This is a genomic window from Priestia iocasae (assembly GCF_016909075.1).
Classification (GTDB): Bacteria; Bacillota; Bacilli; order Bacillales; family Bacillaceae_H; genus Priestia; species Priestia iocasae.
On the sequence record NZ_JAFBFC010000003.1, the window covers coordinates 150690 to 176571 of the forward strand.

At 38.6% G+C, this 25882-nt stretch carries 31 protein-coding genes and 1 pseudogene; 8 read left to right on the top strand and 24 right to left on the bottom strand.

Annotated features, from left to right (window positions below; genetic code table 11):
* Positions 1-28 precede the first annotated feature (28 nt).
* From JOC83_RS08860 to JOC83_RS08880, 5 genes and pseudogenes are all read right to left on the bottom strand, one after another.
* Complete coding sequence (locus JOC83_RS08860) at positions 29-175, bottom strand: hypothetical protein (RefSeq protein ID WP_205186360.1); 147 nt, start codon at positions 173-175, stop codon at positions 29-31.
* Positions 176-531: 356 nt separating this feature from the next.
* On the bottom strand, positions 532-1173 hold the full coding sequence (locus JOC83_RS08865; RefSeq protein WP_205186361.1) for a CPBP family intramembrane glutamic endopeptidase: 642 nt from the start codon (positions 1171-1173) through the stop codon (positions 532-534).
* A gap of 365 nt (positions 1174-1538) precedes the next feature.
* Positions 1539-2417, bottom strand: coding sequence for a Fe-Mn family superoxide dismutase (locus JOC83_RS08870; protein WP_205186362.1), 879 nt, complete (start codon positions 2415-2417; stop codon positions 1539-1541).
* A 405-nt stretch (positions 2418-2822) separates the two neighbouring features.
* Positions 2823-3383 carry a cysteine hydrolase family protein gene (locus tag JOC83_RS08875; RefSeq protein ID WP_205186363.1) on the bottom strand — a complete coding sequence of 187 codons (561 nt, stop codon included), beginning with the start codon at positions 3381-3383 and terminating at the stop codon, positions 2823-2825.
* Between the two features lie 186 nt (positions 3384-3569).
* A pseudogene (locus tag JOC83_RS08880) lies at positions 3570-3701 on the bottom strand (IS1595 family transposase); the annotation flags it as partial.
* A 107-nt stretch (positions 3702-3808) separates the two neighbouring features.
* Here JOC83_RS08880 and JOC83_RS08885 point away from each other — a divergent pair.
* The 4 genes from JOC83_RS08885 (at position 3809) to JOC83_RS08900 (ending at position 6283) form a co-directional block, all read left to right on the top strand.
* Positions 3809-4672: a BMQ_0737 family morphogenetic spore coat protein gene (locus JOC83_RS08885; protein WP_205186364.1), complete on the top strand. Its 864-nt coding sequence runs from the start codon at positions 3809-3811 to the stop codon at positions 4670-4672.
* Between the two features lie 110 nt (positions 4673-4782).
* Positions 4783-5118, top strand: a complete 336-nt coding sequence (locus JOC83_RS08890) for an S-Ena type endospore appendage (RefSeq protein WP_205186365.1) — start codon at positions 4783-4785, stop codon at positions 5116-5118.
* A gap of 199 nt (positions 5119-5317) precedes the next feature.
* Positions 5318-5650 carry a DUF3992 domain-containing protein gene (locus JOC83_RS08895; protein ID WP_205186366.1) on the top strand — a complete coding sequence of 111 codons (333 nt, stop codon included), beginning with the start codon at positions 5318-5320 and terminating at the stop codon, positions 5648-5650.
* A 180-nt stretch (positions 5651-5830) separates the two neighbouring features.
* Positions 5831-6283, top strand: coding sequence for a hypothetical protein (locus tag JOC83_RS08900; RefSeq protein ID WP_205186367.1), 453 nt, complete (start codon positions 5831-5833; stop codon positions 6281-6283).
* Between the two features lie 662 nt (positions 6284-6945).
* On the opposite strand, the gene JOC83_RS08905 is transcribed toward JOC83_RS08900, so the two are convergent.
* Positions 6946-7917 carry an HD domain-containing protein gene (locus JOC83_RS08905; protein ID WP_205186368.1) on the bottom strand — a complete coding sequence of 324 codons (972 nt, stop codon included), beginning with the start codon at positions 7915-7917 and terminating at the stop codon, positions 6946-6948.
* A gap of 186 nt (positions 7918-8103) precedes the next feature.
* Here JOC83_RS08905 and cyoE point away from each other — a divergent pair, with 186 nt between their 5' ends.
* Positions 8104-9021 (top strand): heme o synthase, encoded by a 918-nt coding sequence (gene cyoE / locus JOC83_RS08910; protein WP_205186370.1) that lies wholly within the window; start codon positions 8104-8106, stop codon positions 9019-9021.
* 195 nt (positions 9022-9216) lie between these two features.
* Here the strand turns inward: cyoE and JOC83_RS08915 are convergent, their stop codons facing one another.
* The 9 genes from JOC83_RS08915 to JOC83_RS08955 form a co-directional block, all read right to left on the bottom strand.
* Positions 9217-10380 (bottom strand): iron-containing alcohol dehydrogenase, encoded by a 1164-nt coding sequence (locus JOC83_RS08915; RefSeq protein ID WP_205186372.1) that lies wholly within the window; start codon positions 10378-10380, stop codon positions 9217-9219.
* Positions 10381-10452: 72 nt separating this feature from the next.
* Complete coding sequence (locus tag JOC83_RS08920; protein WP_205186374.1) at positions 10453-11115, bottom strand: DJ-1/PfpI family protein; 663 nt, start codon at positions 11113-11115, stop codon at positions 10453-10455.
* Positions 11116-11494: 379 nt separating this feature from the next.
* Positions 11495-12313: a protein phosphatase 2C domain-containing protein gene (locus tag JOC83_RS08925; protein WP_205186376.1), complete on the bottom strand. Its 819-nt coding sequence runs from the start codon at positions 12311-12313 to the stop codon at positions 11495-11497.
* A gap of 62 nt (positions 12314-12375) precedes the next feature.
* Complete coding sequence (locus tag JOC83_RS08930) at positions 12376-12807, bottom strand: GNAT family N-acetyltransferase (protein WP_205186377.1); 432 nt, start codon at positions 12805-12807, stop codon at positions 12376-12378.
* Positions 12808-12867: 60 nt separating this feature from the next.
* On the bottom strand, positions 12868-14322 hold the full coding sequence (locus JOC83_RS08935; protein ID WP_205186378.1) for a protein adenylyltransferase SelO: 1455 nt from the start codon (positions 14320-14322) through the stop codon (positions 12868-12870).
* A gap of 112 nt (positions 14323-14434) precedes the next feature.
* Entirely contained in the window at positions 14435-15058 is a 624-nt protein-coding gene (locus JOC83_RS08940) for a LysE family translocator (protein WP_205186379.1), read from the bottom strand.
* A gap of 83 nt (positions 15059-15141) precedes the next feature.
* The gene (locus JOC83_RS08945; RefSeq protein ID WP_205186381.1) at positions 15142-15357 is read right to left on the bottom strand and encodes a helix-turn-helix domain-containing protein; all 216 of its coding nucleotides are present in this window, start codon (positions 15355-15357) and stop codon (positions 15142-15144) included.
* 9 nt (positions 15358-15366) lie between these two features.
* On the bottom strand, positions 15367-15843 hold the full coding sequence (locus JOC83_RS08950; protein WP_205186383.1) for a DUF2975 domain-containing protein: 477 nt from the start codon (positions 15841-15843) through the stop codon (positions 15367-15369).
* Between the two features lie 141 nt (positions 15844-15984).
* Positions 15985-16431, bottom strand: a complete 447-nt coding sequence (locus tag JOC83_RS08955) for a hypothetical protein (RefSeq protein ID WP_205186385.1) — start codon at positions 16429-16431, stop codon at positions 15985-15987.
* Positions 16432-16757: 326 nt separating this feature from the next.
* Between JOC83_RS08955 and JOC83_RS08960 the strand changes: the two genes are divergently transcribed.
* Positions 16758-17960: an iron-containing alcohol dehydrogenase gene (locus tag JOC83_RS08960; RefSeq protein WP_205186387.1), complete on the top strand. Its 1203-nt coding sequence runs from the start codon at positions 16758-16760 to the stop codon at positions 17958-17960.
* A 95-nt stretch (positions 17961-18055) separates the two neighbouring features.
* Here the strand turns inward: JOC83_RS08960 and JOC83_RS08965 are convergent, their stop codons facing one another.
* Positions 18056-18838 carry an HAD-IIB family hydrolase gene (locus JOC83_RS08965; RefSeq protein ID WP_205186389.1) on the bottom strand — a complete coding sequence of 261 codons (783 nt, stop codon included), beginning with the start codon at positions 18836-18838 and terminating at the stop codon, positions 18056-18058.
* A 470-nt stretch (positions 18839-19308) separates the two neighbouring features.
* Here JOC83_RS08965 and JOC83_RS08970 point away from each other — a divergent pair, with 470 nt between their 5' ends.
* The gene (locus tag JOC83_RS08970; RefSeq protein WP_205186390.1) at positions 19309-20055 is read left to right on the top strand and encodes an alpha/beta fold hydrolase; all 747 of its coding nucleotides are present in this window, start codon (positions 19309-19311) and stop codon (positions 20053-20055) included.
* A 194-nt stretch (positions 20056-20249) separates the two neighbouring features.
* Here JOC83_RS08970 and JOC83_RS08975 read toward each other — a convergent pair whose 3' ends face one another.
* The 6 genes from JOC83_RS08975 to JOC83_RS09000 all read right to left on the bottom strand — a co-directional run bounded on the left by JOC83_RS08975 (position 20250) and on the right by JOC83_RS09000 (position 23426).
* Positions 20250-21500 carry an MFS transporter gene (locus JOC83_RS08975; RefSeq protein WP_205186391.1) on the bottom strand — a complete coding sequence of 417 codons (1251 nt, stop codon included), beginning with the start codon at positions 21498-21500 and terminating at the stop codon, positions 20250-20252.
* A gap of 40 nt (positions 21501-21540) precedes the next feature.
* A complete protein-coding gene (locus JOC83_RS08980) occupies positions 21541-21687 on the bottom strand; it encodes a helix-turn-helix domain-containing protein (protein ID WP_205186392.1) in 147 nt (48 codons plus the stop codon).
* 395 nt (positions 21688-22082) lie between these two features.
* Positions 22083-22565 (bottom strand): hypothetical protein, encoded by a 483-nt coding sequence (locus JOC83_RS08985; RefSeq protein WP_205186393.1) that lies wholly within the window; start codon positions 22563-22565, stop codon positions 22083-22085.
* A gap of 192 nt (positions 22566-22757) precedes the next feature.
* The gene (locus JOC83_RS08990) at positions 22758-22895 is read right to left on the bottom strand and encodes a YvrJ family protein (protein WP_205187211.1); all 138 of its coding nucleotides are present in this window, start codon (positions 22893-22895) and stop codon (positions 22758-22760) included.
* A 70-nt stretch (positions 22896-22965) separates the two neighbouring features.
* Positions 22966-23187 (bottom strand): DUF2922 domain-containing protein, encoded by a 222-nt coding sequence (locus tag JOC83_RS08995; protein WP_239583434.1) that lies wholly within the window; start codon positions 23185-23187, stop codon positions 22966-22968.
* 20 nt (positions 23188-23207) lie between these two features.
* Positions 23208-23426, bottom strand: a complete 219-nt coding sequence (locus JOC83_RS09000; RefSeq protein ID WP_205186394.1) for a DUF1659 domain-containing protein — start codon at positions 23424-23426, stop codon at positions 23208-23210.
* Between the two features lie 122 nt (positions 23427-23548).
* Between JOC83_RS09000 and JOC83_RS09005 the strand changes: the two genes are divergently transcribed.
* On the top strand, positions 23549-24013 hold the full coding sequence (locus JOC83_RS09005; RefSeq protein WP_205186395.1) for a hypothetical protein: 465 nt from the start codon (positions 23549-23551) through the stop codon (positions 24011-24013).
* 156 nt (positions 24014-24169) lie between these two features.
* Here JOC83_RS09005 and JOC83_RS09010 read toward each other — a convergent pair whose 3' ends face one another.
* Entirely contained in the window at positions 24170-24328 is a 159-nt protein-coding gene (locus JOC83_RS09010; RefSeq protein ID WP_205187267.1) for a hypothetical protein, read from the bottom strand.
* Between the two features lie 96 nt (positions 24329-24424).
* Positions 24425-25831 carry an AlbA family DNA-binding domain-containing protein gene (locus JOC83_RS09015; protein ID WP_239583435.1) on the bottom strand — a complete coding sequence of 469 codons (1407 nt, stop codon included), beginning with the start codon at positions 25829-25831 and terminating at the stop codon, positions 24425-24427.
* Positions 25832-25882 lie beyond the last annotated feature (51 nt).

Sequence of the window (25882 nt, forward strand, 5' to 3'; positions counted from 1 at the left end):
CAACACTGTAGCTGTCGTTTACCATCTCCTAATTCATAAATGAAAAGAAAAACACCACTATGTACATGAGTGCTCCGACAATGAGTCCTCCTGCTAGTAAATAACTGATACTTTTCAAGATAAACTTTAAAAAGTCGTAGATAGCACCTGCTAGATCATCTAGTAATCGTCCCATTGATTTCCTCCTTCACCCGGTACTCTAATAAGCTAGTTAAATTGACTGATAAGAAATCGACTACTCGTTCATCAGACCATAAAAGAAAGCGCTCACTTTTAGGGAGAACGCACACTCATTTCACTTCTTTGCTCCTTACGTCCGTTTCAACCACATACTGAAATTATAGTAGTGATTGCCAAAATTATCAAACTATTATATGATGAGGGAATTTAAAAACATGTACATTACTTTCTATAGAAGAGCTTTTTCATACAAAAAGTACGTGTTCGACAACTAGATAGGTATCGAACACGTACACGGCCATAATGGACTCAATGATTGATATATGTGGATTCACGCTTCTTTCTGCTTACTCAGTGAGATACTGGCTGATCTTGTGGCTGATCTTCCCACTTTCCAGATACCGCTGAGAGGATGAGCCACGGTTCAATTGCTAGATTAATAAGCATGTGTGCAACAATTGGTACGAGAATTTGACGACCAGACATGATATAAAGAATGGCTAGTAGTCCTCCTAATACTGTAGTTGATAAAATGACCGGTAGCGCAATTTTCAGCTGTCCTTTTAACAAGACCCACGCCCCATGAGCCAGTCCAAAAGCAGCGGCTGAGAGGATGATTTGTAGGATGACGGAATAATCCTTGTTCATCAACCAGTCCATTAGCGCTTGACGAAACAAAATCTCTTCGACGGTGCTTGATACAATAGCTGCCCATATTCCAATGACCTTTAGCCATGAGAACGTCATCAGATGATCGCGAACAAATGGAACCACTTTAGATGTATACATCACATATCCGACTACCACCACGATACTTACTAGCCACGCAAGCGGATAATCAAATGCATTTGCGTGAATACCCAACCGTTCTTTCACAAATCCTTCTGGGTTTCGTATGTACCAAAAAAGCAACGCCCCTGTTAATGAAAGCGACAAACCACCAAGTACAAACCCTGCCACAACCTCATCTCTTTTTGAATATTGCTTGTCCAAATCAGCCCTACCTCCTTTTTAAACTCAAACCTCTTCTACATACGGTATATATTACCATTTCGTTTCATTTTTTACATATTTTTCATCATTTCATTTCTTATGATAGCTTCAATTCTATCAATTGGTTTGTTTTTATTTCGTAAAACTCTTCTGCTCTAAAAGCATTTTCTATATTGCTCTTACTTTCTTTATACATGTACTCGTAGCACCTCATTCATTGTTTACGTTTTTAAATTAGTGATTTTTAAACTTTTATTTATATATTCTTCTTGTCTTTCAACACTTTCGATAAAATATGTAATTTTCATGAGCCGTCATAATAAATTAGAGGCAAAGCCATCTTTAACTTTGCCTCTTTCTATCCTTTAATACGCTTTCCATTTCACCATCGCCGCTTTTTGATAGCGGTCCTCTACATCGCGCCAGTTTACGATGTTCCACCAGTTATTAATGTACGTTTTACGGTCGTTTTGGTACTGCAAGTAATACGCGTGCTCCCACACATCAAGCCCTAAAAGTGGAATGGTATCCCATTGAGTAAAGAGCTGTTGTTTTTCGGTTTGAAGAATTTCTAACCGGTGTGCACGTGGAGACCATACAAGTAAGGCCCAGCCAACTCCTTCTACTTTATCCGCTGCTGCTGAAAAATGCTTTTTAAACTTATCAAAGCTACCGAAGTCTTGCACAATTTGTTGAGCGAGACGACCTCGAGGTTGCCCTCCTCCGTTTGGCGACATGTTCTCCCAAAACATCGTATGCAAGTAGTGACCCGATCCGTGAAAAGCCGCCTCTCGCTCCCAATGTTTAATAAGATCGAAATTTTCAGTTTCTCGTGCTTCTTGCATTTTTTTCTCTGCTTTATTTAAACCATCTACATAACTTTTATGGTGTTTTTGATGATGAAGCTCCATAATTTTTGTTGCAATATACGGCTCAAGCGCGTTATAACGATACGGCAATGGTGGCAATTTATGCTGACCGATTGGGACGCGTGCACTTTGCTTTTGACGTTCAACTTCTGGGCAAAAACTATGTTCAAGCCGCTCCATACACGTTTGGATCGTTAAAATGTCTTCTTCTAAAATTTCTTCATTCTCTTCATAGCCTTGTGCTAACTCTAGCACAAAGCGAACATTTTCTAACCAATCCACTGAATAACCTTCACTATCTGTCAACACCGATAAACACCATTCCTCGGTATCACTTACATACTTTCGAAACGCGTGTTGATATTGTATCGTCATGGTGACCCTCCTCTAACCTCGTCAGCATATCGTATGCAAGACATGCGTCTAGAAGAAAGTTGTCTTCATGAATTTTGCATAAGCAAGAACCCTTCTAATTGTGCTAAAGAAGGCAAAATGAATAAGTGTGAGTGGTTCATTCGCTTTTTTGCTCTTCTTTCTTTTTGGCTCAGTTAAAGTTCAATGTTGATATTTATAGAAAAACAGAACTCCTATAAAACTAGAAGTTCTGTTTGGTTTATTCTCTTATTGAACTAACACATCCGTTACTTTAAGTGTAATGGTTCGCATACTTTAACGTTTTAAATTTAATTCCATTCTACCGTAATAAGTAATATCAACGATAATATACGATCCCAAACTCTAAGTCGAACTGAGAAATTGGGATATTATTCCACTACTCAATTATGACCTATATGAATGATGGGTTGGATAAAATAACTCTTCTTCTGTATTTCTTACAATGGAAAAGTTTTCAACATTGTAATGTCCATGAAGAGTTTCATTATGATGCTTTATAATTTGTTCCGCACTCAAAACATCGCCGTCTGTTGTTGAATGTCCATCTCCAACTAAGGTGACATCCATTCCATTAATAGTTGCAGTTCGGACTGCACTATCTATGCAATGTTGGGTCGCACATCCCATTACAACAACATGTCCAATCTCTTGAGATTTTAAGTGATGTAGAAGTCCTGTACCATGAAACGAATTCGTTGCAGTTTTATCAAAGAAATTTGCATTTGTAGGTACATTAATTTTTTCATGAACTTGAAAACCTTTTCCTATTCCTTCTGCAACCTCCAAGTCCCTCACAAAGACAATAGGAACATTAGAATGGTTTGCTTTTTCAATTACTGAATTGATGTTTGTGATAAGTTGATCCTTTTTGTAAACAGCACTTTCTTCTTGATTCCCTTCAATTAACTCCTGCTGGGCATCAATGATTAACAATAGTTGCTTCAAATAATTTTCCCCTCTCAAATTTCGGGAAACATTTTATTTAATTTGACGTTTTCCCCTTCATGTTTTTAACGTCGATATATTTTTTCATTTTCATAATATCTACCTCCTACACTGAGATTATCCTCTAATTTTCAGTTCGAATTTTCAGACAGTTAAATATTAACATATAATGATTGAAATAACACTTCATATTGTCATATCATTCATTGTGACTTCGTTTCTTTGGTAATGGATGCTCTCTAACACTTGAAACCACGCAAGATAATTGTTCAGATACTTAGTCGCCACACCGTTAAATCGCTGTATCAACCCTTTAATAGAGCCTTCTAAAAAAAACATCTCATCATTCTTACTCTTACATGTAACTCCTATGTAATTTCTTCGTATAATGAAATAACTATTATTTTTAAGGGATAGATAAGCAAATGGAAAAAACTTGTGTAAAGGTTCCTAAACTATATGATTGGGTCGCAAAAGAGTCAACTTTTCATACCTGCATAAGCCTTGATACATGCTGTACGATATCAAATCAGATCTCAGAGGATTTTACACTTAACGGCTCGTCTGCACCTCAATTGTTATGGAAGATAAGGGAAGAAACCGCAACAACAGCGGGAACTCTTACTGTATTTTTTAGCGAAGGATCCAGCGATGTGCTAGACGTATTTGTAAACGGCACCTTTTCTTTTTTCGTTCCAAAAGGAAAAGTACGATCTATGACACTTGATTCGTTTCATTCGATTGAAATAAGTTGCCCTAATGATGATGACGTGTGTAGTGGTAGCTTTTCGTTGAGTATCCATGAAAAACAAGTTCGCGCTCTTATTCCAGACCCAGAAAGCGTGACGTGCTACTTAGCAAATTGTGATGATACACGTTTAGCACCTTGTTGTAATGAAATTCAATGTACGGAGGTTTCACATGTTCGAAAAGATCAAGTTGTCATCATGCCGACTGGAGATGTAGCCTCTCTTCAACGTATTTTTCTAAGTAAAACAGGCTGTATAGCCGTATCCTATAAAATTGACGGTAAGCTCTATAAAAGAATTGTTCCGTTTTATTTTAGGGAGCAGCTTTTATTATGCGCGCCAAACGGAACACGTGTTGAGTGTGACATCACTCATGTTGAGTGTATCCCTACTGTTACAATTTATGATGACGGTAGTTTTATTAACCTTTCAATAACGATTTGTCAAAATATTAAAAGCACAGCGGATATCACTTTTTCGTTAAAAAGCAATCTCTGTCATCCACGACAAGAACCCTCTCGACAACCTTTATACCTATAGAATGCTCTTTTTTATAGCCTATTTCTCCTAGCATCAGGCATACACCTATACGCCCTCCAATAATCGACATATAATGAAAAAATAACGAATACTACAGGGGGTTTATACAAGTGGCTAATTTAGGTAGGTGCTGTGACACTTCTTGCTGTGTCAACGATGCCGTTTGTTGTACCATTGATATAACAGAGCGTTCAAGAGAAATCATTTGGACGAATGTCACTACGTTTCTTATTAACGGAACCATTATGGTCGAAAACAATGGTTCTCCTGGCTCACCAAGCGCAGGCCTTATTGTAAATGAAGCACCAGTAACTGGTTTTATCGTTGCACCAGGAGATTGTCGCTCCATTACTTTAAACGACTTAAATTCTATAGGCATTGTAGGGGCGGATGGCCCGGGAACTGCTAACGTAAAAGTCTCGTTCTCGCTAAACTATAAGTTTTAATCGTTGCTCTTCTTTATCTTCCTCTTTTAAGAACCACCCATTCAATTACGTCCTTACTAACCCTTTTTATTGAATAGAAAGGGTTATATCGTTTGTTCTGCACACTTTCTTTCAATAAGACAAGCGTCCAAACACCTTCTTCTTCTTTACATATAATAGTATCGAGAAATAAAAGGAATGATCATAGGAGGTCAATAAATTGGCTAATCTAGGGAAATGCTATGACTCTACTTGCTGCGTTAATGATGCAGTTTGTTGCACCATGAATTTAACGACAGGGGAAAGTACTACAATATGGGAAAACGAAACAAGCTTTGTTGTTAATGGTACAGTTATGATTGAAAACAATGGATCACCGGGTACACCAAGCGCTTCTCTGTTTGTCAATGGTGCATCCGCCAACATTGTTGTCGGCCCAGGTGAATGCCGTTCTGTCACTCTAAATAACCTTGAACTTATCGTCTTAAATGGTGTTGGAGGAACGGGAACAGCAAGCATCAAAGTCTCATTCTCACTAAACTACAAGTATTAAATAGATACTCCTTTCACAAGCCTTCTATAAACAAGCTAGCATATAGGAGGTTTTCTATTTTTACTAGAGTAAATACTTTTCTCTAGTAGACAAGCATCCAACCAATCTACCATTTTTTACATATAATAGATACTAGAAGGCATAACCTTTCAACTATCTTAAAAGGATGTGACACAAAAGATGGCACAGCTTAATCCTTGTTGTTCGTCTAACAATACTCCAACTCCTGTGTATGGATCACTTTATGGAGAAGAACGTTTTACTCCTGCTTCGACTACCCCTGTTAACTTTACCATCGCTGGACCTACTTCTGGAATGATCGCCAATCCAGTGAGTAATAGCATTACAATTCTTAGTGATGGAATATATGAAATCACCTATTCACTTAATAGTCGCTCATCTACTAATGACAACATTGTTTATTCTATTGTGATTAATGGTACGCCTCAAACCATTTCAGCTATTCTTTTTCAATACATTAATGTATCTAGAAGCGTTACTCCTGGTTCAAAAACCATTTTATTCCCTTTAAACGCAACAAACCAAATTACAGTTGAAGTAACAGGCGGCTCAACTTCAGGGCATGAATATTTCAATCCTAGTTTAGTTGTAAAAAAAATTGCCGATTCATAGAGGAGAATAATAGAATATTAAACCCGTTGACACTTCTTACATAAGAGGTGTCAGATTTATTTAATAGGATAGAATAAATTGGAAAGGAGTGAAACATTGAGAATTCTCTATAAGTTCTTCTCCATTCAGTGACTTTGGAGGCGGCCCATTTCAGCTATGGTTGAGATTGGACTTTTGTTTGTTGTCGTCATGTTTCTTTTATGTCCCACCTCGGAGTGAAAAAAACGATTTATCCGATATCGCGTATACATAGTGAAGAGCTGATTCAACAAGGTGTCTTATTGAATCAGCTCTTTTGTTATTAGCTAGTCCTTCTGCAACACCAATATCAACATTTCACTTTTAAATGTTAGAGAAGCTATGTCTTTGCTTTCATTTCACAAAATCTCTAGCTCTTCGACTTATTCATCAGAAAATGATAGAAATCACTCTGGATAAATTACATCCCCATCCGTTTTGGAGAGTATAAGAAGCTGCCCAAAGTGCTTTATCACTTCGATAAGCGTATGTTGACCAACCATTTTCATCGAGAATGCACTTATGTCTCGTTGCTAGAAATAACAATCGATAATTTATAATTTGCATGCTTGTTTAAACCAACTAAAAACTCATCTAGTTCTTTGTTTGATGTGCACACATGTAGATGTTCTTCAACCAATACATTAAATGATTCTCACATAGGTTCCTTGTTTTGATTGTTCATACGCACGTTTTCCTAACTGTTGCACGCGCTGTGACAGCTTAGATGCCTGCACAAGCTCTCCTCCTTGTGGTACGGACGGATCAATGAGGCGTACTTTTCCTTTTAAATGAATATCATATGTATCGTGATTTTCTTCCACACAAGCATGGCGGTGCAGTAGCTTCATCGTCTTTCGAAGCTGTTCATTATCTGATTGACGCAGCATCGCTAACACGTCCTCATCTTCACGCAGTAAGTCATCAAATTCAATGACTCCTTCATTGAGTGCTATTTTTAACGCTTTTGAAAGTGCGTCATAGCCATAAACGACAAGAGGATGTAAAAAGTAATCAATCACTTCTTTATAATAGGTCTCCACAAACCATTCCGCCGCTTCGATATGACGTGGATACATTCGGCCATTCACTACGAGTAAGTTTTCTAAAAAATAAGTAACCGCTTCTTTTGTGATGACTCCATAGCGATACATATCACGCAGCGTATAATCAACGCGGTCTGCACATAACTCAGGTGCTGACTGTTCAAGCAGTGTCCACTGTGAGTCGTCACCTAAGATGCTAGCAGCGTCATAGCCATACTTTTGTAAGATAGCCGGAATCGTTGACTGCTTAATGACTTGTTCATAAATATGTTCATGATAGTCTTCATTTTTATTATCAAGCGCAAAATCAATCACATGAGAAAACGCGGTATGAGAGACATCGTGAAGTAACCCCGCCATTTGCTCTTCAATCGAACCGCCGAGTCTTCGAATAAGTAGCATCACACCAACCGAGTGCTCATAGCGCGTCACATTCCACTTTTCGTTCACGATGTAGGTCGCCCCACCTTGATACACGCCTTTTAAACGTTGCACAGGGGCACTTAATAGAAGCTCCTCTAGTACACCGTCAATTACATGTTCACCGTACAGACAATCCTTTATGTTCATATGAATATCCCCCTCTATTTATGAACTTTTTATGACTTTCTTTATTCAGCCTTAATCTTCTTTCTCCTATCCTTGACAATCCTACCATACAAATTTAAGATACGTTAGTAGCCTCTTTATTTAAAAAGAGAATAGAACGTATAAATTTATAGAATCTAGTAACTTTAGTAGAAAGAAGAGGGGAATATGTCAAAAGCTAACAACCTCGTATCACCAACGAAAACATTGCCCCAAATTATCGCACAAACAGTTAAAACTGGTATTATTAAATCAAATTTAATTCCAATGTTTGCAGGACTCACACTGGCTATCTATACGTATGATATGAGTTTAATGGAAAGCATTCCTGAAATACTGTTTGCGTTTATTGGATCAGCGCTTGTGATCGGAGCAGCTGGGGCATTTAATAACTTATACGATCGAGATATTGATAGGATTATGGAACGAACGAAAGAACGACCAACCGTCACAGGTGAAATTAGCGTAAAAACTGTCTTATGGCTTGCGGTGATCATGTCGATTATCGGGATTGGCATTCTTGGCTTAACTACGCCATTAGCAGCACTTCTCGGGTTTTTAGGATTATTCTTGTACGTTGTACCGTATACAATGTGGAGTAAGCGAAGAACCATTTACAACACAGAGATTGGAAGTCTATCTGGCGCGATGCCTCCTCTTATCGGTTGGGCAGCCATTTATCCAGATATTACGCACCCTGCTATTCTCGGTCTGTTTATGATTATGGTTATTTGGCAAATGCCGCATTTTTACGCGATTGCCATTCGTAAGCACGACGAATACAAAGCAGCCAACGTACCGATGCTTCCTGTTGTAAAAGGGTTCAATCGTACGTACATTCAAACGAATGTGTATTTAGTTATTTTGATCGCAAGTAGTTTCTTATTCATTACGTTAAGCTTAGGACTTGTACTAGTTGCACTTATTTTAAACATTGCATGGCTTGCGTTAAGTATAAGCGGATATAAAAAACGAGACTCTGAAAAATGGGCAAAATCCATGTTCATCTTTTCGCTCATTCACATGACAATCATCTTTTCAACCGTGATTATTTACTCACTTGTTGGAACGATTTTTAACTTATAATTCAAAAGCCAAATTTCTTTCGGGAAATTTGGCTTTTTGTCATTTTAACTCCACCTCTCCTCCTTTTTCACAAAATCCTCTACTTCGCTAATTTTAATCAATGCTTCAGCGACTTCTGCCACCCATACAAGAAAGTCACCTATCCTTTTTTTCCTCTACACAAAAAACTCCCCATTTCCATGAGGAGTTTTTTCGTTATAGCGAACGACGTAAAATATCTGTTACATCTTCTTTTGTCAGCTTCACGTAGTTACCTAATGTTTCAGCGACCATTGCGCGCTCTGCCATTAGTTCAAGCTCTTTGTCATCAATGTCGTAATCTGAAAGTGCGACTGGTGCACCGATTGAGTTCCAGAAGTCACGTAATGCACGAATTGTTTCTGTTGCAATGTCAGCTTCACTCTTACCTTCAGGGTCAATGTCAAATACGCGAACCCCTAGTTGTGCTACTTTTTCCGGCTTTTGCTCGGCAACAAATGCCATCCAGTGTGGGAATAAAATCGCAAGTCCACCACCGTGTGGAATGTCGTGTACAGCTGATACAGCATGCTCAATCATGTGTGTTGCCCAATCGGTTTTCACACCCATTGACAGTGTACCATTTAACGCAAATGTACCATTTAACATCATCACTTCGCGGTACTCGTAATTCTCTAAATCGTCCATTAACTTCGGCGCGATTTCAATCATCGTACGTAAAATCGATTCCCCGATGCGCTCTTGTAGTGGTGCATTTTCAGAGCCGTGGAAGTATTGCTCAAACACGTGTGACATAATGTCAACCGTTCCGTACACCGTTTGGTCACGTGGTACTGAGAACGTTAATTGCGGATCTAAAATACTGAACTTTGGATACGTGTAAATCGAACCGAATGCACGTTTATCATTTTGTTCCCAGTTTGTAATAACTGATCCTCCGTTCATTTCTGAACCTGTTGCCGCTAATGTTAACACAGTCCCAATTGGAACGGCTGATTGCACAGGAGCTTTTTTCGTCACAATGTCCCATACATCTCCGTCATAGTGAGCACCTGCTGCGATTGCTTTTGCACAGTCGATCACACTTCCTCCGCCAACCGCAAGAATCAGATCGACGTTATGCTCTTTTACAAGCTCAATTCCTTTGTTTACTGTTGTTAAGCGTGGGTTTGGTTCAACACCACTTAACTCTACAACCGTCGCATCGATTTCGTTTAAATGTCTCATTACTTGATCGTATAAACCGCTACGCTTAATGCTTCCGCCTCCGTATAAAAGCAGGACATTTTTTCCGTAGTTCGGAATCTCTGTTTGTAATGCTTCAAGCTGTCCTTTACCAAAAATTAATTTTGTTGGATTATGATATTGAAAGTTTTCCATTTCTTCTTCTCTCCTTTTTGTTTCTTCTAGGCTGATAAGAGGTCTGCATGTGTACAGACCTCCTTTATGCAATTAAGATAATTGTTTGACAACTTCTTTTGCGACACTTTCTGTTGATTGTGGGTTTTGACCCGTAATTAAGTTACCTTCTACTTGAACATGGTTTGCCCAGTTCTCCACACCGATAAATTCTGCACCAAGCTCACGTAAGCGTGTTTCTAAAAGAAACGGCATGTATTGATCTAATGTTGTTTCACGCTCTTCTTCATCTGTAAATGCTGTCACTACTTTACCAGCTACAAGCGGTGTACCATCTGATAATTTCACACCGACCAACCCAGCTGGACCGTGACATACAGCTGCCACTACTTTATCTGCTTCATACGCTTCACGAATGATGGCTTGAAGCTTTTCATTGTCTGGAAGATCAAACATCGTTCCATGACCACCAGGTAAGAATACCGCATCAAATGCTGAAGCATCTTTGATTTCATCTAATTTGATTGTATTCTCTAAATGTTTAGCTGTATCTAACATTTCTTGAGGCACGTCCCCTTGTAAGCTACGCTCATCTACTGGTGCTTTTCCACCTAATGGACTAGCCACTGTTACGTCATAGCCTGCTTCTATGAATTCAATGTACGCTTCGCCAAACTCTGAAAGCCAAAGACCTGTTGCATGACCTTCCTTCATTTCATTTGCTGTTGTAACAACCATTAATACATGTTTTGACACAGTTAAATTCCTCCTCGTTTTAACATCATCTATTTTTTGTTTACCTCATTTTGCTATGTTACAAACATTATTTTAGTTCGATTTAATCTATAATACAAATTAGAAAATATGTAACGAATCATAAATAAATTTATAGATAAACAAGCGGTGTATACAAATCTTCATAGATGAAGAGAGTAAAAGGAATTTAGGAGTAAGAAAAATAAATGTTAACGTCATGATTAAACACGGCTGTTTTAAAGAGCCACCGCAAATGGAAGATCATCTGAATTTAATAAAAGAATAGCTATACTACGAGCTTTGCTTAAAGCAGGATTTTTACATTGCTTTTAGAAAACTAATCATTAGATCACATACAAAAAAAGGTGAGGGTTTTACCTCACCTTTTATTCGTCGCTAATTGAATAAAGATTCCCGTTTTATCATCTTGGTAAGCACTATGTTTTTCTTCATAGCTAACCAGATCTCGCGCATATCGCTCAAGGCCATTTGTTGAAATAAATTGAAACATGTCTTCCCACTTTTTATCTTTCGGAAAAAGACCGTCGGAAATGAGTAGTAGCTCACAACAGTCTTCGCGCTTAATCGAACCTGTGTGAAAATACATGTCGGCCGCAGGATCTCCATTCAGCACGCCATAGCCATTTTTCACATTTGCTAACGACCGGTTATAAATGAGTGCGTTTTTTCTCACGTTAAAGTAGGACTCGTCAGGTAGAGCGACTCCCTTTAAGCGTTCTCTCTCTCGATGTTGTTTCGCTCTTTTCGAAATCCCCTCAACCGTATCTGTTGAAAGCACGAGAAAATCTCCGTTTCGTAACGTTGCAAAAATCATACAGTCACCAATTTGTCCGTAATGGATACGGTCGTCTGTTAGATGAACAACGGCTGCACACGTACTCCAACGCTCATGCTTTTGTTGTAACGGAATCTGTGCACACTTCATCTTTTCAAGTAATTGAGCGTTCGCATTCACTAAGCACGGTTTCACATGAATTGGTTCGACAGTAGATTGAATAGCCGCTCCTACAATTCTCGAAGCTAGCACAGCACCATTATATCCTTTTTCATCTACAAAATCTGAGACTGGCGTTGCCCCGTCTAATACGGCAAACAATCCTTTTTTCCTCACCTCTACAACATGATCTTCACAAATGGACTTTCGGTTGCTTTTGATTGAACACGTTTCGATTTTCATATCATTCACTCCCGATTCAGTGATTGTTCACCTTTCACTCTTTAACAAGGAGACCATGTTGATTATCTTTCATTTTTTAAACGTTTATACAAGTAATAGTGATCAAAGCCTTCAGGGAAATTTTCTAACTTCCCTAACACTTCATAGCCAAGGCTTTTATAGAAATCAGGGGCTTGAAAGCTAAACGTTTCTAATCGAATGAAGTTACATCCCTTTTCATAAGCAACTTCTTCAGCAAGCTGCATTAATTCTTTGCCCTTGCCTAATCCTCGCAAGGAATCATCGACCCAAAGAATATCGATAAAGAAACATTTCCAATCAATGCGACCTAAAAGGCCTCCTACAATTTGGTTTTGTTCATTTTTAATAACAAGGTTTATCTTTTCTTCTTCCGTATACGGTACTTTGCTTTTATTAAATGAAATAAGGCTCTCTCGTATAAACTTGGCTTCTTCTTTATTCGAACTAATTGTTACATTCAATTCTTTGTTCATATTTTTTCTCCTCTCACTCTCTATTTCTTGTGACAGAATTTTTATTTATATTTTAGCTAATTAAGTACCACAAAACGTTTGATAGCTGCTGCAGTAAGCAGGATCAGGCGGCGTTGTGTATTCTTCTTGCTCTGGCGTGTGTGCATATGGATTGGACAGGACATTCAGTAACTTTTCCATCACCGTTCTATCACCGTTTTCTGCTGCTTCTAGTGCTTCTTCTACGCGATGATTACGGGGAATAACCGCAGGATTGACACGCTTCATAAGCTCATGCGCGTCCTCTTTTGATTGTGCTTGCTGATTGAGCCTTTCTTGCCATGCTTTGTACCAATTTGCAAACTCTTCTTTTCCGTCTAATACCGTGTCTTCTGGCTTATTAAACGTGAGCGCACGAAACGTATTCGTATAGTCTGCTTTGTGCTTTTGCATCATGCTAAGAAGCTCTTCAACAAATTCTTTGTCTCCTTCTTCTTCCTTGAACAAACCAAGCTTTGAACGCATGCCCGCTAACCATTTTTCACGATACAAATCTGGAAACGTTAACACAGCCTCTTGTGCCATCTTAACAGCCTGCTCTTGGTCATCGTTTAATAACGGTAACAACGACTCAGCGAAGCGAGCAAGATTCCACCCCGCCATACGTGGTTGATTTCCATATGCATAGCGACCCTGCACATCAATCGAGCTGAAAACCGTATCAAGATCATACGTATCCATAAACGCACACGGCCCATAATCAATCGTTTCACCGCTTAATGCCATATTATCCGTGTTCATCACACCATGAATAAAACCAACAAGCTGCCATTTGGCAATGAGATCTGCTTGACGCTTAATGACTTGTTCAAGAAGGAACAAATAGCGATTGTCAGCTTTTTCTGCACCTGGGAAATGTCGCTCTAATGTGTAGTCCGCAAGCGTTTGTAAGTGCTCTACCCCTCCCCAGTTTGCTGCATATTGAAACGTACCAACACGCAAATGACTCGATGCGACACGCGTTAAAATCGCTCCTTGTTGAACCGTTTGACGAAAAACAGATTGACCCGTTGTGACAACGGCAAGGCTTCGAGTTGTTGGAATGCCAAGCCCATGCATCGCTTCACTTATGATATACTCACGCAGCATAGGACCAAGTCCTGCGCGACCATCACCACCACGAGAATAAGGCGTTCGTCCCGATCCTTTTAATTGAATATCAAACCGTTCATTGTCTGGTGTAATTTGCTCACCAAGTAACATCGCTCTGCCATCACCTAGCATCGCAAAATGACCAAATTGATGGCCCGCATATGCTTGAGCAAGCGCAAATCCACCTTCTGGCACTTCATTTCCAGCAAGCTCTTCTACACGTAGCTTTTCAGCATGTAATCCGAGTGAGTCAGCCAATGGCTTATTTACTACTACGATTTCAGGGGATTCAACTGGATTTAGCTTCATTTCTGAAAAAAACACATTTGGCAAGTTCGCATAACGATTGTCAAAATTCCATCCCGTTTCTGTTTGCTTTGTCATTGTATCTCCTTTTCACCTTTTGACTTCATACGTAATCACCTTTTACTATCTTATTATATCGCTTTCTTACACATAATAAAAAAATCGAGCACAGCATGCTCGACTTTTTCTCTTACTTTTGACTTAACGCAATTTGCAGACCAATCAAGGTCAGTAGCGATCCTTTTATTACGTTCATTCGTTTCGCAATAGCAGGCTTACCACTTAACACATCACGTACTTTTTCTGAGAACACACTAATAAGCGTAAAAATAATGAGTGCTTGAACAAGGAAAATGCCTCCTAAGATCATCATTTGAACTGAGACCCCAATTGAGGAAGGAACAACAAACTGCGGAAGCAACGCTAAAAAGAAGATCGATACCTTTGGATTTAAAATGTTCATCAAAATCCCTTTTTTATAGAGAGCACTATAGTCTAGCGGTTTTTGCTTACCATTTAATAAGATGGAATCCTTTTCCCGGAAGGATTGAAACGCTAAGTATAACAAATAAGCAGCTCCAACATATTTAACGATGGAGAAAGCGAGTGCAGATTGATACACCATTGCTGAAATCCCAACTGTCGCAGCTGTTATATGGACAATTAACCCTGTGCAAAGTCCTAGTGACGTGGCAATGCCGGCTTTTTTGTTTTGTGAAATGCTTTGAATCATTACAAACAAATTATCAGGACCAGGCATGACGGTTAGGAAGATGGCTACCCCTAAAAAAGAAACTAAAATCATCAAGTCCATTCAAACACCTCCCATATGTACCATTCACATCATTATAACTCACCTTTAAGCAAATGACATGTAAGAATTGTATGTAAGAACGCTTACTTCTCTTCCTGTTCTTCATACTCTAAAAGGTCACCTGGCTGACAGTCGAGCGCCTTACAAAGTGCCTCTAATGTTGAAAAGCGGACGGCTTTTGCTTTTCCATTTTTCAAGATTGATAGGTTTGCCATTGTAATGCCCACTTTTTCTGTTAATTCAGTTACACTCATTTTCCTTTTTGCCAACATCACATCAATGTTAATTCTTATGGCCATGTTCTCACCTCAAACGGTTAACTCATTTTCTATTTTCATTTCAACGGCACACCGCAACAGCTCTTGAAGAATGGCACTCAAGACGGTCACAACGGCTGTTGTAACTATAATGAGTATACCGATAAGAGCGATTCCTGGATGTAGAGCATGCAACGCTCCAAGCAGTACCATTCCAATCACATATAAAAGAATAATAAGGAACGCACAATGTTTAATACGCCCTAAAGCCCAAATAGGACGCTCTGAAAATACATCCCCTTTTTCAATATACGTTAACAGGTTCAATGCCTGATATAATGCAAGAAAAAACGGAATGGCTGTTAGGTACAAGCCTAACAGAACAGGATAACGCAAATAGGCGTATGTTGGATTTAACAAAGCTGCTTTTTGAGCGAATGAAGGTAACCAAAACGCACAAGCGATCAAAATAGTTAAACCAATGAGCACAACAACCCCTTTTAAAAACAAAACGTTTCTTTGTTTCATCACTCTCACCTTTCTCCATTTTTTGTTAATTATAAATGAATATTTATCGTTTTTCAATAAATATTTATTGTTTTTTATGATGGAGATATAAAAAAACGCATTGGATCTCACATCCCAATGCGTTCTTTATCACTTATTTTCTTATCCATGACTTTCTGCCTGGCGCTCTTTTAATCTTGCAAACATCATTTCTAACAGTACATACAATCCCGTTAAACCGATTGCGAATTTCAAATTGTTGCTTGTACCAACAGAAAGGAAAAACCCTAGCATATATAAATAACCGAAGCGGAACACAGCCGCAAAAACGTATTTTAAACGATCATTATCAGATAAATAGCGACCAATCATCATCATAAAGTCATCCACAAACAGAACATAAAAAGCAAATGCGGCACTCATGATGAGTAAATGATTCAAACTCATCGTAAGTTGAAACATCGGTATCATAAACATCGTTGGCAATAACGCCATCCCTGCTGCACGACCAATCAACCCGCTCGCTCGCTTTTCTTTTTTCATAAACAAATAAAACAGTGAAAAAGAGATTACATAAATAACCGCCACACTAATCCAAAACCCCATCATCGCTGTCCTCCCTTGTTTGCTTCTTTGCACTCTCCCCAATGTAAGCACAAAGCTCTTCTATCATACGGTGCACGAACTTATTCTTATTTCTATTTTTAGTATAGCAAAACAAAGGGTGACATCTACGGTGAATGTATGACGGTTTTGTGAAACTAATTCAGAGACTTAACAACTAGCTACACTTATTCAGTTCATTTCACATCTAGATTCCACCATCCACTCACGGTATTCATGCTTTTTCTGTTCAACGAATAGGTATAAAACAGGACTTTCTCCATTTTATCTAGAACTCTTCTTACATCCACCTAACTGATTGGAGGTATGGTATGTACAAGTTGTATTGTCGAGCGTATCAAGCTGCCTTTAAGGTGGCCTTTCGCTTAATAGGATGTCCAACACCTACTTTGTTAGAGGGAGAAAACAGCTTAATAAAGCTTCCCTTGCTCATTAAAAAGGAAAGCATTCAGCGTGTCCTCATTGTAACAGACCAAGGCATTACATCCATTGGGTTAATGGATGCATTATTGAGCGATTTACAGTCTGAAGGCATTTCTTATTCGATTTACGACAAAACCGTTCCAAACCCAACTATTTCTAACATTGAAGAAGCGGTTGCTGTTTTTCATGAACATGGTTGTGAAGGCATCATTGCGTTTGGAGGAGGCTCACCCATTGATTGCGCAAAAGCAGTTGGTGCACGTATCGCAAATCCAACAAAGCACCTTTCAAGCATGAAAGGTCAGTTAAAAGTGAAGAAAAAGATTCCTCCACTGTTTGCAGTTCCGACCACATCTGGCACAGGAAGTGAAGCAACCATTGTCGCTGTTATTTCAAATAGTGAAACACACGAAAAGTATGCCATCAATGACATCGTCCTTGTTCCACGCGTAGCGGTGCTTGATCCATTAGTAACCGTCAACCTTCCGCCTTTTTTAACTGCTACAACTGGCATGGACGCCTTAACGCACGCAGTTGAAGCATACATTGGTAGAAGCAATACACATGAAACAAAAGCGTGGAGTAAAGATGCCGTTGTACTTATTTTTAACAACCTTTACGAAGCGTACTTGAATGGAACAAACATAGAAGCACGTGCCAACATGCAAAAAGCGTCTTACCTAGCAGGAATGGCCTTTACACGTGTCGGTGTTGGGTATATCCATTCCATTGCTCACACATTAGGAGGGTTTTACTCCACTCCACACGGATTAGCGAACGCAGTTATTATGCCTTACGTATTAGAATACTACGGCAAATCTGTGCATCAACCACTGGCCGAGCTTGCAGACTTAGTCAACCTAACCCAAGAAAGCGACAGCGATGCTAAAAAGGCTACAGCGTTCATTGATGCCATCAAGCAGCTTAACACATCGATGAACATTCCAGCCAAACTGGACGGAATTGTTGAAAGTGATATTCCGATTATGATTGAACGCTCTTTACAGGAAGCCAATCCTCTCTATCCTGTGCCTAAAATTTTCGCTCAAGAGGATATGACAAGACTTTATGGGATGATTCGCGAAGGGTAACAAACTCTACTGTGAAGAAAGTAAAAAAAGAACACTATTCCTCCATACACCAACAAAAAAAAGCAGCAATCCACAAGGGATTTGCTGCTCTCACACTATCGACTCATCACGTTTTTATGTTTAAATTGCTGTACCAATTCTTGCAATCTTGCTATTATTTTTTCTTCTACATGTTCATCGCACGGAATGCTTTCTGTCGCATAAGGTGCTAACTGCTCATGGTAACCAATCATAACCGAATGTGCAGCGTGCTGGAACATCGTAATGTCGTTTGCATCATTGCCAAATGCAACGTAATCCCCTTCTTCAATTCCTAGCTTTTTTAGCGCCGTCCATTTGTCAATGTTACTTGGGCTAATATCCAACACATCTTCTGCATGATGTCGATGTGTCACCACCTCAAGCTTGGATACTTCTCTCGCTAATTCTTCCATGTTCGTTGCACTTAAAATAAGAACTTTTACAATGGATTCATGCTTATGTACGTCCACCATGTTTGCAAGTAAGGCAGGATCCACATTTTGCAAAATGGGATGAGCAGCATCACCTGTATAAGAATAATCCCACTCGCCGTCGATTAAATAAGTGGCTTCGTACACGTTAATGAATCGGAGCAATTCTTCTACTTGTGCATCTGAAAAGGCAGTAGCTTCTAACAGCTTTCCTTCTTTGGAAATGAGGGACCCGTTCCCCCCAATCATTCGTACATGATGAAGACTGTCATCAATTACTGGAAGCATATCTCGAATCGGCCTTGCAGATGCAAAAATCACTTCATGTCCATGTTCTTCTAGCCCTTTCAACGCTTCAACGATTCTTTTCGTTAAAGGCTTTCCTTTAAAACAAATCGTTCCATCTAAATCGAATACAACCTTCACGCTATACACCTCTCACCTTTTCCGAGGAAATGTTCTCGTTTTATTCCCTTTACCTACTAACCTTTTTTTCTATCATTTATTATACAACAGGCTCTCTTCTTGTTCACGCACAATGAGTAACATTTTTTGAATTATGTAACGGTTCGCAAAAAAGAAGAGCGCTTTTAGCTTAGTCCAGATAACGTAAAAGAGTAATATAATTAGTATGAAATCACAAAGTTGTTAGGCTCCATTTTTTATGGGATGTAAAGAGACCCATAACAGACTAGCTATCCTTTAATTCATTATTTTCATTTAATAGTTATTGTCACTACATGATTTTGAGTTCGGTAAATATCGTAAACTGAGGAATAAACAAGATGAACAGGGTACTTATGTTAATATTTATAGAGAAGCCAATCACTCTTGTTCAGTTAACATGCAAGATAATTGCATAGAACAAAATTCAAATAGAAGAAGGGTTAATATTTATGAATGGTTATGAAATAAATAATGAACAATTCTTTATTAAAGTAAAAAATTTTAAGCTTTATGTAAATTTATTGGGCAAAAAGAAAAATAAACCGACAGTAGTAATGGATGCAGGTTATGGAGACTACTCAAAAGCGTGGAATAAAATTGCTCCTGAAATAGCTAAGATTACTGAAGTGGTTTTATATGATAGAGCTGGTTTAGGGAAGAGTGAAAAGAGCTCTAATAAACGGACAAGTGAACAAATGGTTAACGAGTTAAAAGAGCTACTTACTAATATAGGCATAGAGCCACCGTATATATTAGTAGGTCATTCATTCGGTGGTGTAAATATGAGATTATATGCTACTGAATATCCGAATGAAGTAGATGGATTAGTTTTAGTCGACTCAACACCCGAAGATTACAGAGAAATATTTCTCCCTACTATGTCAGCTGAGTTTCAGGATGCTTATAAAAAACAGTTTATTTATGAAGGTACTTATCATGAATTTATGGAGAGTTTAAAACAGACAAAGGAAAAAAGAAGAAAACTTGATATTCCTTTGATTGTTATTTCAGCAGGTAAAAAAGCTCACTATTCATCTCAATCACAAGAGCTTTGGAATGAAATGCAGGAAGAGCTTCTTAATATATCTACAAATAGTGAGTTTATCATTGCTAAAAATAGTACTCATTATATTCAAAATGATGAACCGTCAGTTGTTATTAATGCGATTAAGCACTTGATAGCTAAGAGATTATAGTTAATGACAGCACTCTTTATTATACAAACAGGATCTTTTTATAAAAAGTAAAGCTCAGATTCATATAATCTGAGCTTTTTTATGTACTGTTTACTGTGTTCATTCACCTTTGGTTTCACATGTTACCTATCTTGTTATTTTAGGTTTTCTTCACGATAATTGAATTACTTAACTTTTAGTCGCCCGCTTTCTTCTTACGCTTCTTCCTTTACCACTTGATTAACGACCGCCTTCTTCATTAATGGCAGCAAGATGATAATTCCGATTACAAGAAGAACCGCTGATGCTTGGTAAATATAAATAATCGAGAAATGGCTTTTCACCCATCCTGAAAGTGACATCGTGATCACCATTGCCCCCATAAACAGTGGATTTAAGATACCATTTACCCTTCCGATAAACGTCTCTTTCGTGTTTTGTAAAATCATCGTGTTGATCCCAATTTGGATACAAGGCATGAACAAGCCTGAAAAGAATTGTGCCGCTAACGTCAGCCAAAAGGCAGTAGATAATCCGAGCGCGACAAATCCAATCGCACTTGCGGTCATTCCCATAATTAGAAGCATTTGAGGCACTACTTTTCTCGCAATAGCGACCGTTATCCCTCCACCAAGAATCATTCCCACACCTGATGCCGCCATGAGCCATTGTAGGTCTTCTTTTGGTAGTCCGAGTCGTTCCGTAATTAAAAAGACACCAAGCGGCTGTGTTAATCCAATCGCAAGACCTGCTGCTGCGAAACATCCACCTAGCAAGGTAAGTGTTTGACTATTTAACACATAGCGAAATCCTTCTTTCATTTCTTGTATTAAGGTGGTTTCCTGCTGTTCTTTTACAGGTGCAGGATCCGTTGGTAACATAAGTAGTACCGCTGCCGAACATAAAAACGCAACGCCCATAATGCCAATAGCTGTCATAATACCAAAATGCTGATAAACAAAGGTTCCGAGTATTGGTCCTAAAATCATAAAAATGGCAAACAGTGTTTGATACATCGACATCCCCATTTGAACAAGCTCAGTCGGTACATGTAATTTAAATAGCTTCATACCCGCCGGCTGTGAAAACTGTGACAGAATGGAGGATACAAGCGTCGCAAAGAAAATGGCCTTCCAACTACCGAACAGTAAGGTGACAAGCACGAGTAAAATAGACACGGCACTTAACACATCACACCAAATCATTGTTCTCTTTGGACGCCAACGATCTGCAAATGCTCCTCCAATAAATGAAAACAGAAAGATAGGCGCAAATTCAGCCACTGAAATTAATGAGATGGCTACTGGATTTTCATTCGTCTTTTCGATGACATACAACAAAATCGAATAATTTCTCACCCATATCCCGACTTGAAGAAATAAAACAGACAGTAGGATCACTTTAATGACTCGATTTTGAAACAATGCGCCCATACCTAACTTTTGATTAGCCGTTGATTCTGACATAACTATTCTCCTTTAATCGAAAATCTTTTTCTCCACTTCATTACCTATTCAAACGATTTAACAAGTATACTGCTCCTGAATCAAAATAATTGTACACAAAACGAGAACAACCAATGGTTTTATGAATTAATTCCATCTGTTTTTGATTTGGATAGAGTCTGAATTTATATGCTTTTTTTACTAACATTGGCCTTCACCTCATTGCGAACTGGTGTTCTTTACCTACTTCTATTTTATAACAATATTAGAAGAAATTACAAAAGAAAAACACTCAAAATGAAAAAAGTTTAAAAAACCGATTCATCCCCCACCTACTTACTGTGTTCCTTGAGGTGGGGGTCTTCTCGGTAAGAATGATAAAAAGCACCTCATTTTGCTCATTCAATTGAAATGCGACTATACATTCGACAAGTTCAAGTAAATGAGGAACAGTAAGGTCAACTAAATCCCCCTTCACACATTTCCATATTTCACCTCTCGCTTGTTTATCATACAGTATCCTCTCACACAAATCCTCTTTTCAGAACATTCCATAACCAAACAAAAAAACGCGCAAAACCATTCCTGGCTTTGCGCATTCTTTTATGCTTTCCGACGTCCAAAAAGTAAAAACTCTCGATAGACAGTAAAGCGAAATTGTGGGTATTGCTCGTACAAGTCAACGAATCCGTTTGGAACCATGAGAGTAAATCGGCCTTTTTCAATTCCCATTGTGTACTTGTCTTCAACTGCTTCATAGGGCTGAACAATCCATTGTGCTTGATCATTGTGTGCGATGACGGCTTCTCCTAGATAGACACCTAAGCACATTTCAAATTCTTCTTTTGTTGTATGGAAAACCGAGAATTGGTCGGTTTCAACTAAATCATAATAAAGTAATTCTACTACTTGTAAGCTTTCAGCCGAGTAATCAACCTCGAATTCCTCGACCATTTTACTTATTTCTTGTAATGTAGCCATCATATCTTGACGAATTTCATAGTAGCGAACGTTTGCTTCAAATTGGTTCGCACACGTTAACATCGCTTCTCCAATTCGTTGATCGTATGTGTTGAATGATTCCATGTGTATCACCTCTCCATGTGAATGGTCATTCTTGTCTTTCACAAGTATAGCACCACACTATATGTTCGACTACCCATTTACAGTCATTATACAAATAAGGAATTTTATGTATATAATTTGTATAATAAGAGCCATAAAGGATGTGGGGGACTGCATCAAATGAATTTCTTTTCATACAGCCCCCCTTCTCATTTAGTTTCTCATTTCATCTGGTAGCTTTTGAATGGAGGTGACCACCATATCTAGCTTCGATTCAATGCGATGCAAAAGATACAGCGTCACGACCACTGGAAAACCGACATCTTGAATGAACGAAAACCATTCCACCATTTGTTCCTCTCCTTTCATAAAAAAACCCCTCACACCGACGACTGGCTAGAGGGGTTCTGACTAAATGGGATTACGCTAGTTCAATGTCTGTGACTTGACGCTCGGTAATACGAGCTCCTTTTTTCTCGATGAGGAAACCACCGTCTGTGATAAACACGTTGTTGGCAATAATGGCGTCCATCGCAGCGTGAACATCCGCTTGGTCAAGTGGTTCTTTTACGTTATTAATCGATACACTGGCTGCTTTTTTCGCTTCATTGACGAATTGAAGCGTTAACGTTTTGGTCATCATGCTTTCTCCTCCTTTTCAGCTTATTTGTAGATACGAAATGTAACGACTTCTTCGACTGCTTCAAGTGGCATTGTTTGAAGGCTCGCTAGTGCTTCAGCCGTTGCTTGTAACTCGTCAGCCGTTGCATCTTGACGCACGTTGTTGAATGTTTTTGATTTAAAAATCGCGCTGCCATCTTCTTTCATTCCTTCTTCAAATACTAGGCGAAATTGACTGCTGTTTTTCACTTTCGTTGACATGTGATCACCCTCCTTTCACTCTATATATAGAAATGAAAATAGGAAAAGAGGGTGGTAGATAGAACTTTTTTTCTGTTTTATAATAAAAGATGGATGTTACATAGAGGAAGAGGATTTTTAGGATGATAAAGTGGATTATTTGTTTACTTATGTTATTTGCCGTTCCTCAAGCGGTGTTTGCACAAACCGACATGACTATGATTGATGCGCAACGAAGTGGTAGTTATTTTTATACAGTGTATAAACACCATGATGAACGGATGTATCATTACGAATGGAACGTGGGGATTTCATCTTCTGATACAAAAAGACAAATTAGTGAAACGAAGTTAAATAATGAAGCACTTCAACTCTTTCGTCATACCGTAAATGACATTTATGCATTAAAGGGACAGCTCATGACGCTTGGTTTGTATTGGTTGATTCTTACTGCCTTATGGATTTATGTCAAACAAAAGCAAAAAAACCGCTATGTATGTCGAGCGGTTACACTGTTTTCCACAGCCACAATTGCTTATATTGGACATGTATCCATTGAACTTTACACAAAAACAAAACATGCCAATTCGCTGTTTCATTTACTTTGAACATTTACTCTAAACGTGACTACAAATGACAAAAGAATACCTTAACACAACATCTCTTGCTCATTAATCCATTGGCCACGACCGGATTTTACAAGCAAGGGATGTGATGAGCTAAGTCACTATAGATGCTTTTGAGCTATTGTGACTTAGCTTTTTTTACTTTGTCGTAGACGACTCATCTACCACTTTGACGTCGTCTTCAATCATCTTTTCATTCATTTGCCGCTTCTGTTCTAGGTGATAATAAGCAGCTCCTGTTCCTCCCAGGCCAATTAACGCAACTACGATTAGAAGGATGGAGGTGACTTTTTTCATGAATCTTCTCCCCTTGTTTTCCCCATGATTGTCACACTTCATAAAACGTTGTCCTCATTCTATCATAAAACTCTGAAAAATCATCCACATTTTTACTTATTTTTCATGTAAAAGCTGATGAATAAAAAAGCGAATACCATCTGTCTGTGACAAACCAAACGCATGAATGACCGAATCGAAGTAAGCAAGCAACGCACCAGGCTGCTTCATTTCTAGCTGTGTTGATAAAAAGGATTTGTTGAACCGGTATTTGTTTTTATCAGAAAAAACGAGGCCATCACTTTGTAAAAACGAGACAAATGGCTCATGATGAAAATAAAGCACATCATTGCGCACATTTTCTAAATCAATCACTACAATCATTTCATCACATTCTGCCTTCAAGTCCGTAATACAGTCAAAGTACTCCCCAAAACAGCTAAGAAGAGCTGTTAAAAATAAATGTCCATCAATGTATTGAAATTGTTCAAAAATCTTTTCATCCACATAATTAGGCACCGACTGCTTTAAAACCTTCTTCACTTGATCAAGCTCATCGACATATGGAATGGGAATATGAAATTTTGCTGAGCCGTTAAAGAACTGCTCCCACGCAATGGTTTTGTCATAGGAGTCAATCATTTCATTGTTTCGAAAAATAATAGAATCGGCAGAATGAGAAGCCTTTAAAAATGGCAAATTCGCTTGAACTTGAAAGCCACCCTCAAGATCGTAATCTTTCATTTCTAGTGACTTTGTTAGAATATGCTGCTTTAACATATCTATGTTCATTTGTTGAAGTAAATCAAGATCATAAAGTGGAATGATATAAATATTACACATTCCGTAATGAACATAATTCTTTCCATGCATCGGCCATTTCCGATTATAAATCGAGAGCTCTTTTGTACAAAACTCTTCTAATTTATACATGCGGTCTTCTGACTTTTGATACAGTCGATCAAGATGATAGCGATCTTCAATTTCCGTTACAGGTGATGAACCACTTCCAACTCGACGATATATTTTCCCATATGAAATGTATGGAGGATTATTTCCTTCTGGAATCCAAATAACAAGTACACCTTGATTTGGATCATCATCTGTCGCTAAAAAGCGCGTCACAATTCGTGGGACTGGATTCGTCACGTCTTTTAACATATTGTTTATAAATAATTCGTAGTCTTTTCTTTCAATCAGGTGAATTCGCTTTTCATCTTCATCGATACCAAAAATGAGCCATCCACCCATTTCATTCGCAAATGAAGCAATAATATTCGGGATTTTACGACGGACCGTAGAGCTAATTTCTCGCTTGAATTCTAGCTGATATCCCTCTTCTGTATCGTTCTCAATCATCGCTTCCACATCGGCAAACTTGATTTCAAAAATCGTCTTCTTCCGCCCACTATTGGTCACAAATGGTGAATAAAACGATTCAATCATCTCACTTCTCCCCCTGTTCCCTTTCTCTACGCGGTCATATTGTTCCGCTATGTAAATGGTCGGACGATTCCGGCTCATAGTCTTATTTCCCATTTTAATCACCACTGTTTTTTCATCTGTAGTTATATA

Coding starts and splice junctions, on each gene's coding strand:
- JOC83_RS08985 (WP_205186393.1), bottom strand. CDS start 22,565: ATGGAATCATTCAACACATACGATCAACGAATTGGAGAAGCGATGTTA.
- JOC83_RS08930 (WP_205186377.1), bottom strand. CDS start 12,807: ATGAACAAAGAATTGAATGTAACAATTAGTTCGAATAAAGAAGAAGCC.
- JOC83_RS08980 (WP_205186392.1), bottom strand. CDS start 21,687: ATGTTAGTAAAAAAAGCATATAAATTCAGACTCTATCCAAATCAAAAA.
- JOC83_RS08935 (WP_205186378.1), bottom strand. CDS start 14,322: ATGACAAAGCAAACAGAAACGGGATGGAATTTTGACAATCGTTATGCG.
- JOC83_RS08975 (WP_205186391.1), bottom strand. CDS start 21,500: ATGTCAGAATCAACGGCTAATCAAAAGTTAGGTATGGGCGCATTGTTT.
- JOC83_RS08870 (WP_205186362.1), bottom strand. CDS start 2,417: ATGACGATACAATATCAACACGCGTTTCGAAAGTATGTAAGTGATACC.
- JOC83_RS09000 (WP_205186394.1), bottom strand. CDS start 23,426: ATGTCAACGAAAGTGAAAAACAGCAGTCAATTTCGCCTAGTATTTGAA.
- JOC83_RS08925 (WP_205186376.1), bottom strand. CDS start 12,313: ATGAAAATCGAAACGTGTTCAATCAAAAGCAACCGAAAGTCCATTTGT.
- JOC83_RS08955 (WP_205186385.1), bottom strand. CDS start 16,431: ATGATGGGGTTTTGGATTAGTGTGGCGGTTATTTATGTAATCTCTTTT.
- JOC83_RS08860 (WP_205186360.1), bottom strand. CDS start 175: ATGGGACGATTACTAGATGATCTAGCAGGTGCTATCTACGACTTTTTA.
- JOC83_RS08900 (WP_205186367.1), top strand. CDS start 5,831: ATGGCACAGCTTAATCCTTGTTGTTCGTCTAACAATACTCCAACTCCT.
- cyoE (WP_205186370.1), top strand. CDS start 8,104: ATGTCAAAAGCTAACAACCTCGTATCACCAACGAAAACATTGCCCCAA.
- JOC83_RS08915 (WP_205186372.1), bottom strand. CDS start 10,380: ATGGAAAACTTTCAATATCATAATCCAACAAAATTAATTTTTGGTAAA.
- JOC83_RS08950 (WP_205186383.1), bottom strand. CDS start 15,843: ATGAAACAAAGAAACGTTTTGTTTTTAAAAGGGGTTGTTGTGCTCATT.
- JOC83_RS08885 (WP_205186364.1), top strand. CDS start 3,809: ATGGAAAAAACTTGTGTAAAGGTTCCTAAACTATATGATTGGGTCGCA.
- JOC83_RS09005 (WP_205186395.1), top strand. CDS start 23,549: ATGATAAAGTGGATTATTTGTTTACTTATGTTATTTGCCGTTCCTCAA.
- JOC83_RS08970 (WP_205186390.1), top strand. CDS start 19,309: ATGAATGGTTATGAAATAAATAATGAACAATTCTTTATTAAAGTAAAA.
- JOC83_RS08905 (WP_205186368.1), bottom strand. CDS start 7,917: ATGAACATAAAGGATTGTCTGTACGGTGAACATGTAATTGACGGTGTA.
- JOC83_RS09015 (WP_239583435.1), bottom strand. CDS start 25,831: ATGAGCCGGAATCGTCCGACCATTTACATAGCGGAACAATATGACCGC.
- JOC83_RS08990 (WP_205187211.1), bottom strand. CDS start 22,895: ATGGTGGAATGGTTTTCGTTCATTCAAGATGTCGGTTTTCCAGTGGTC.
- JOC83_RS08960 (WP_205186387.1), top strand. CDS start 16,758: ATGTACAAGTTGTATTGTCGAGCGTATCAAGCTGCCTTTAAGGTGGCC.
- JOC83_RS08995 (WP_239583434.1), bottom strand. CDS start 23,187: ATGATGACCAAAACGTTAACGCTTCAATTCGTCAATGAAGCGAAAAAA.
- JOC83_RS08940 (WP_205186379.1), bottom strand. CDS start 15,058: ATGGACTTGATGATTTTAGTTTCTTTTTTAGGGGTAGCCATCTTCCTA.
- JOC83_RS09010 (WP_205187267.1), bottom strand. CDS start 24,328: ATGAAAAAAGTCACCTCCATCCTTCTAATCGTAGTTGCGTTAATTGGC.
- JOC83_RS08945 (WP_205186381.1), bottom strand. CDS start 15,357: ATGGCCATAAGAATTAACATTGATGTGATGTTGGCAAAAAGGAAAATG.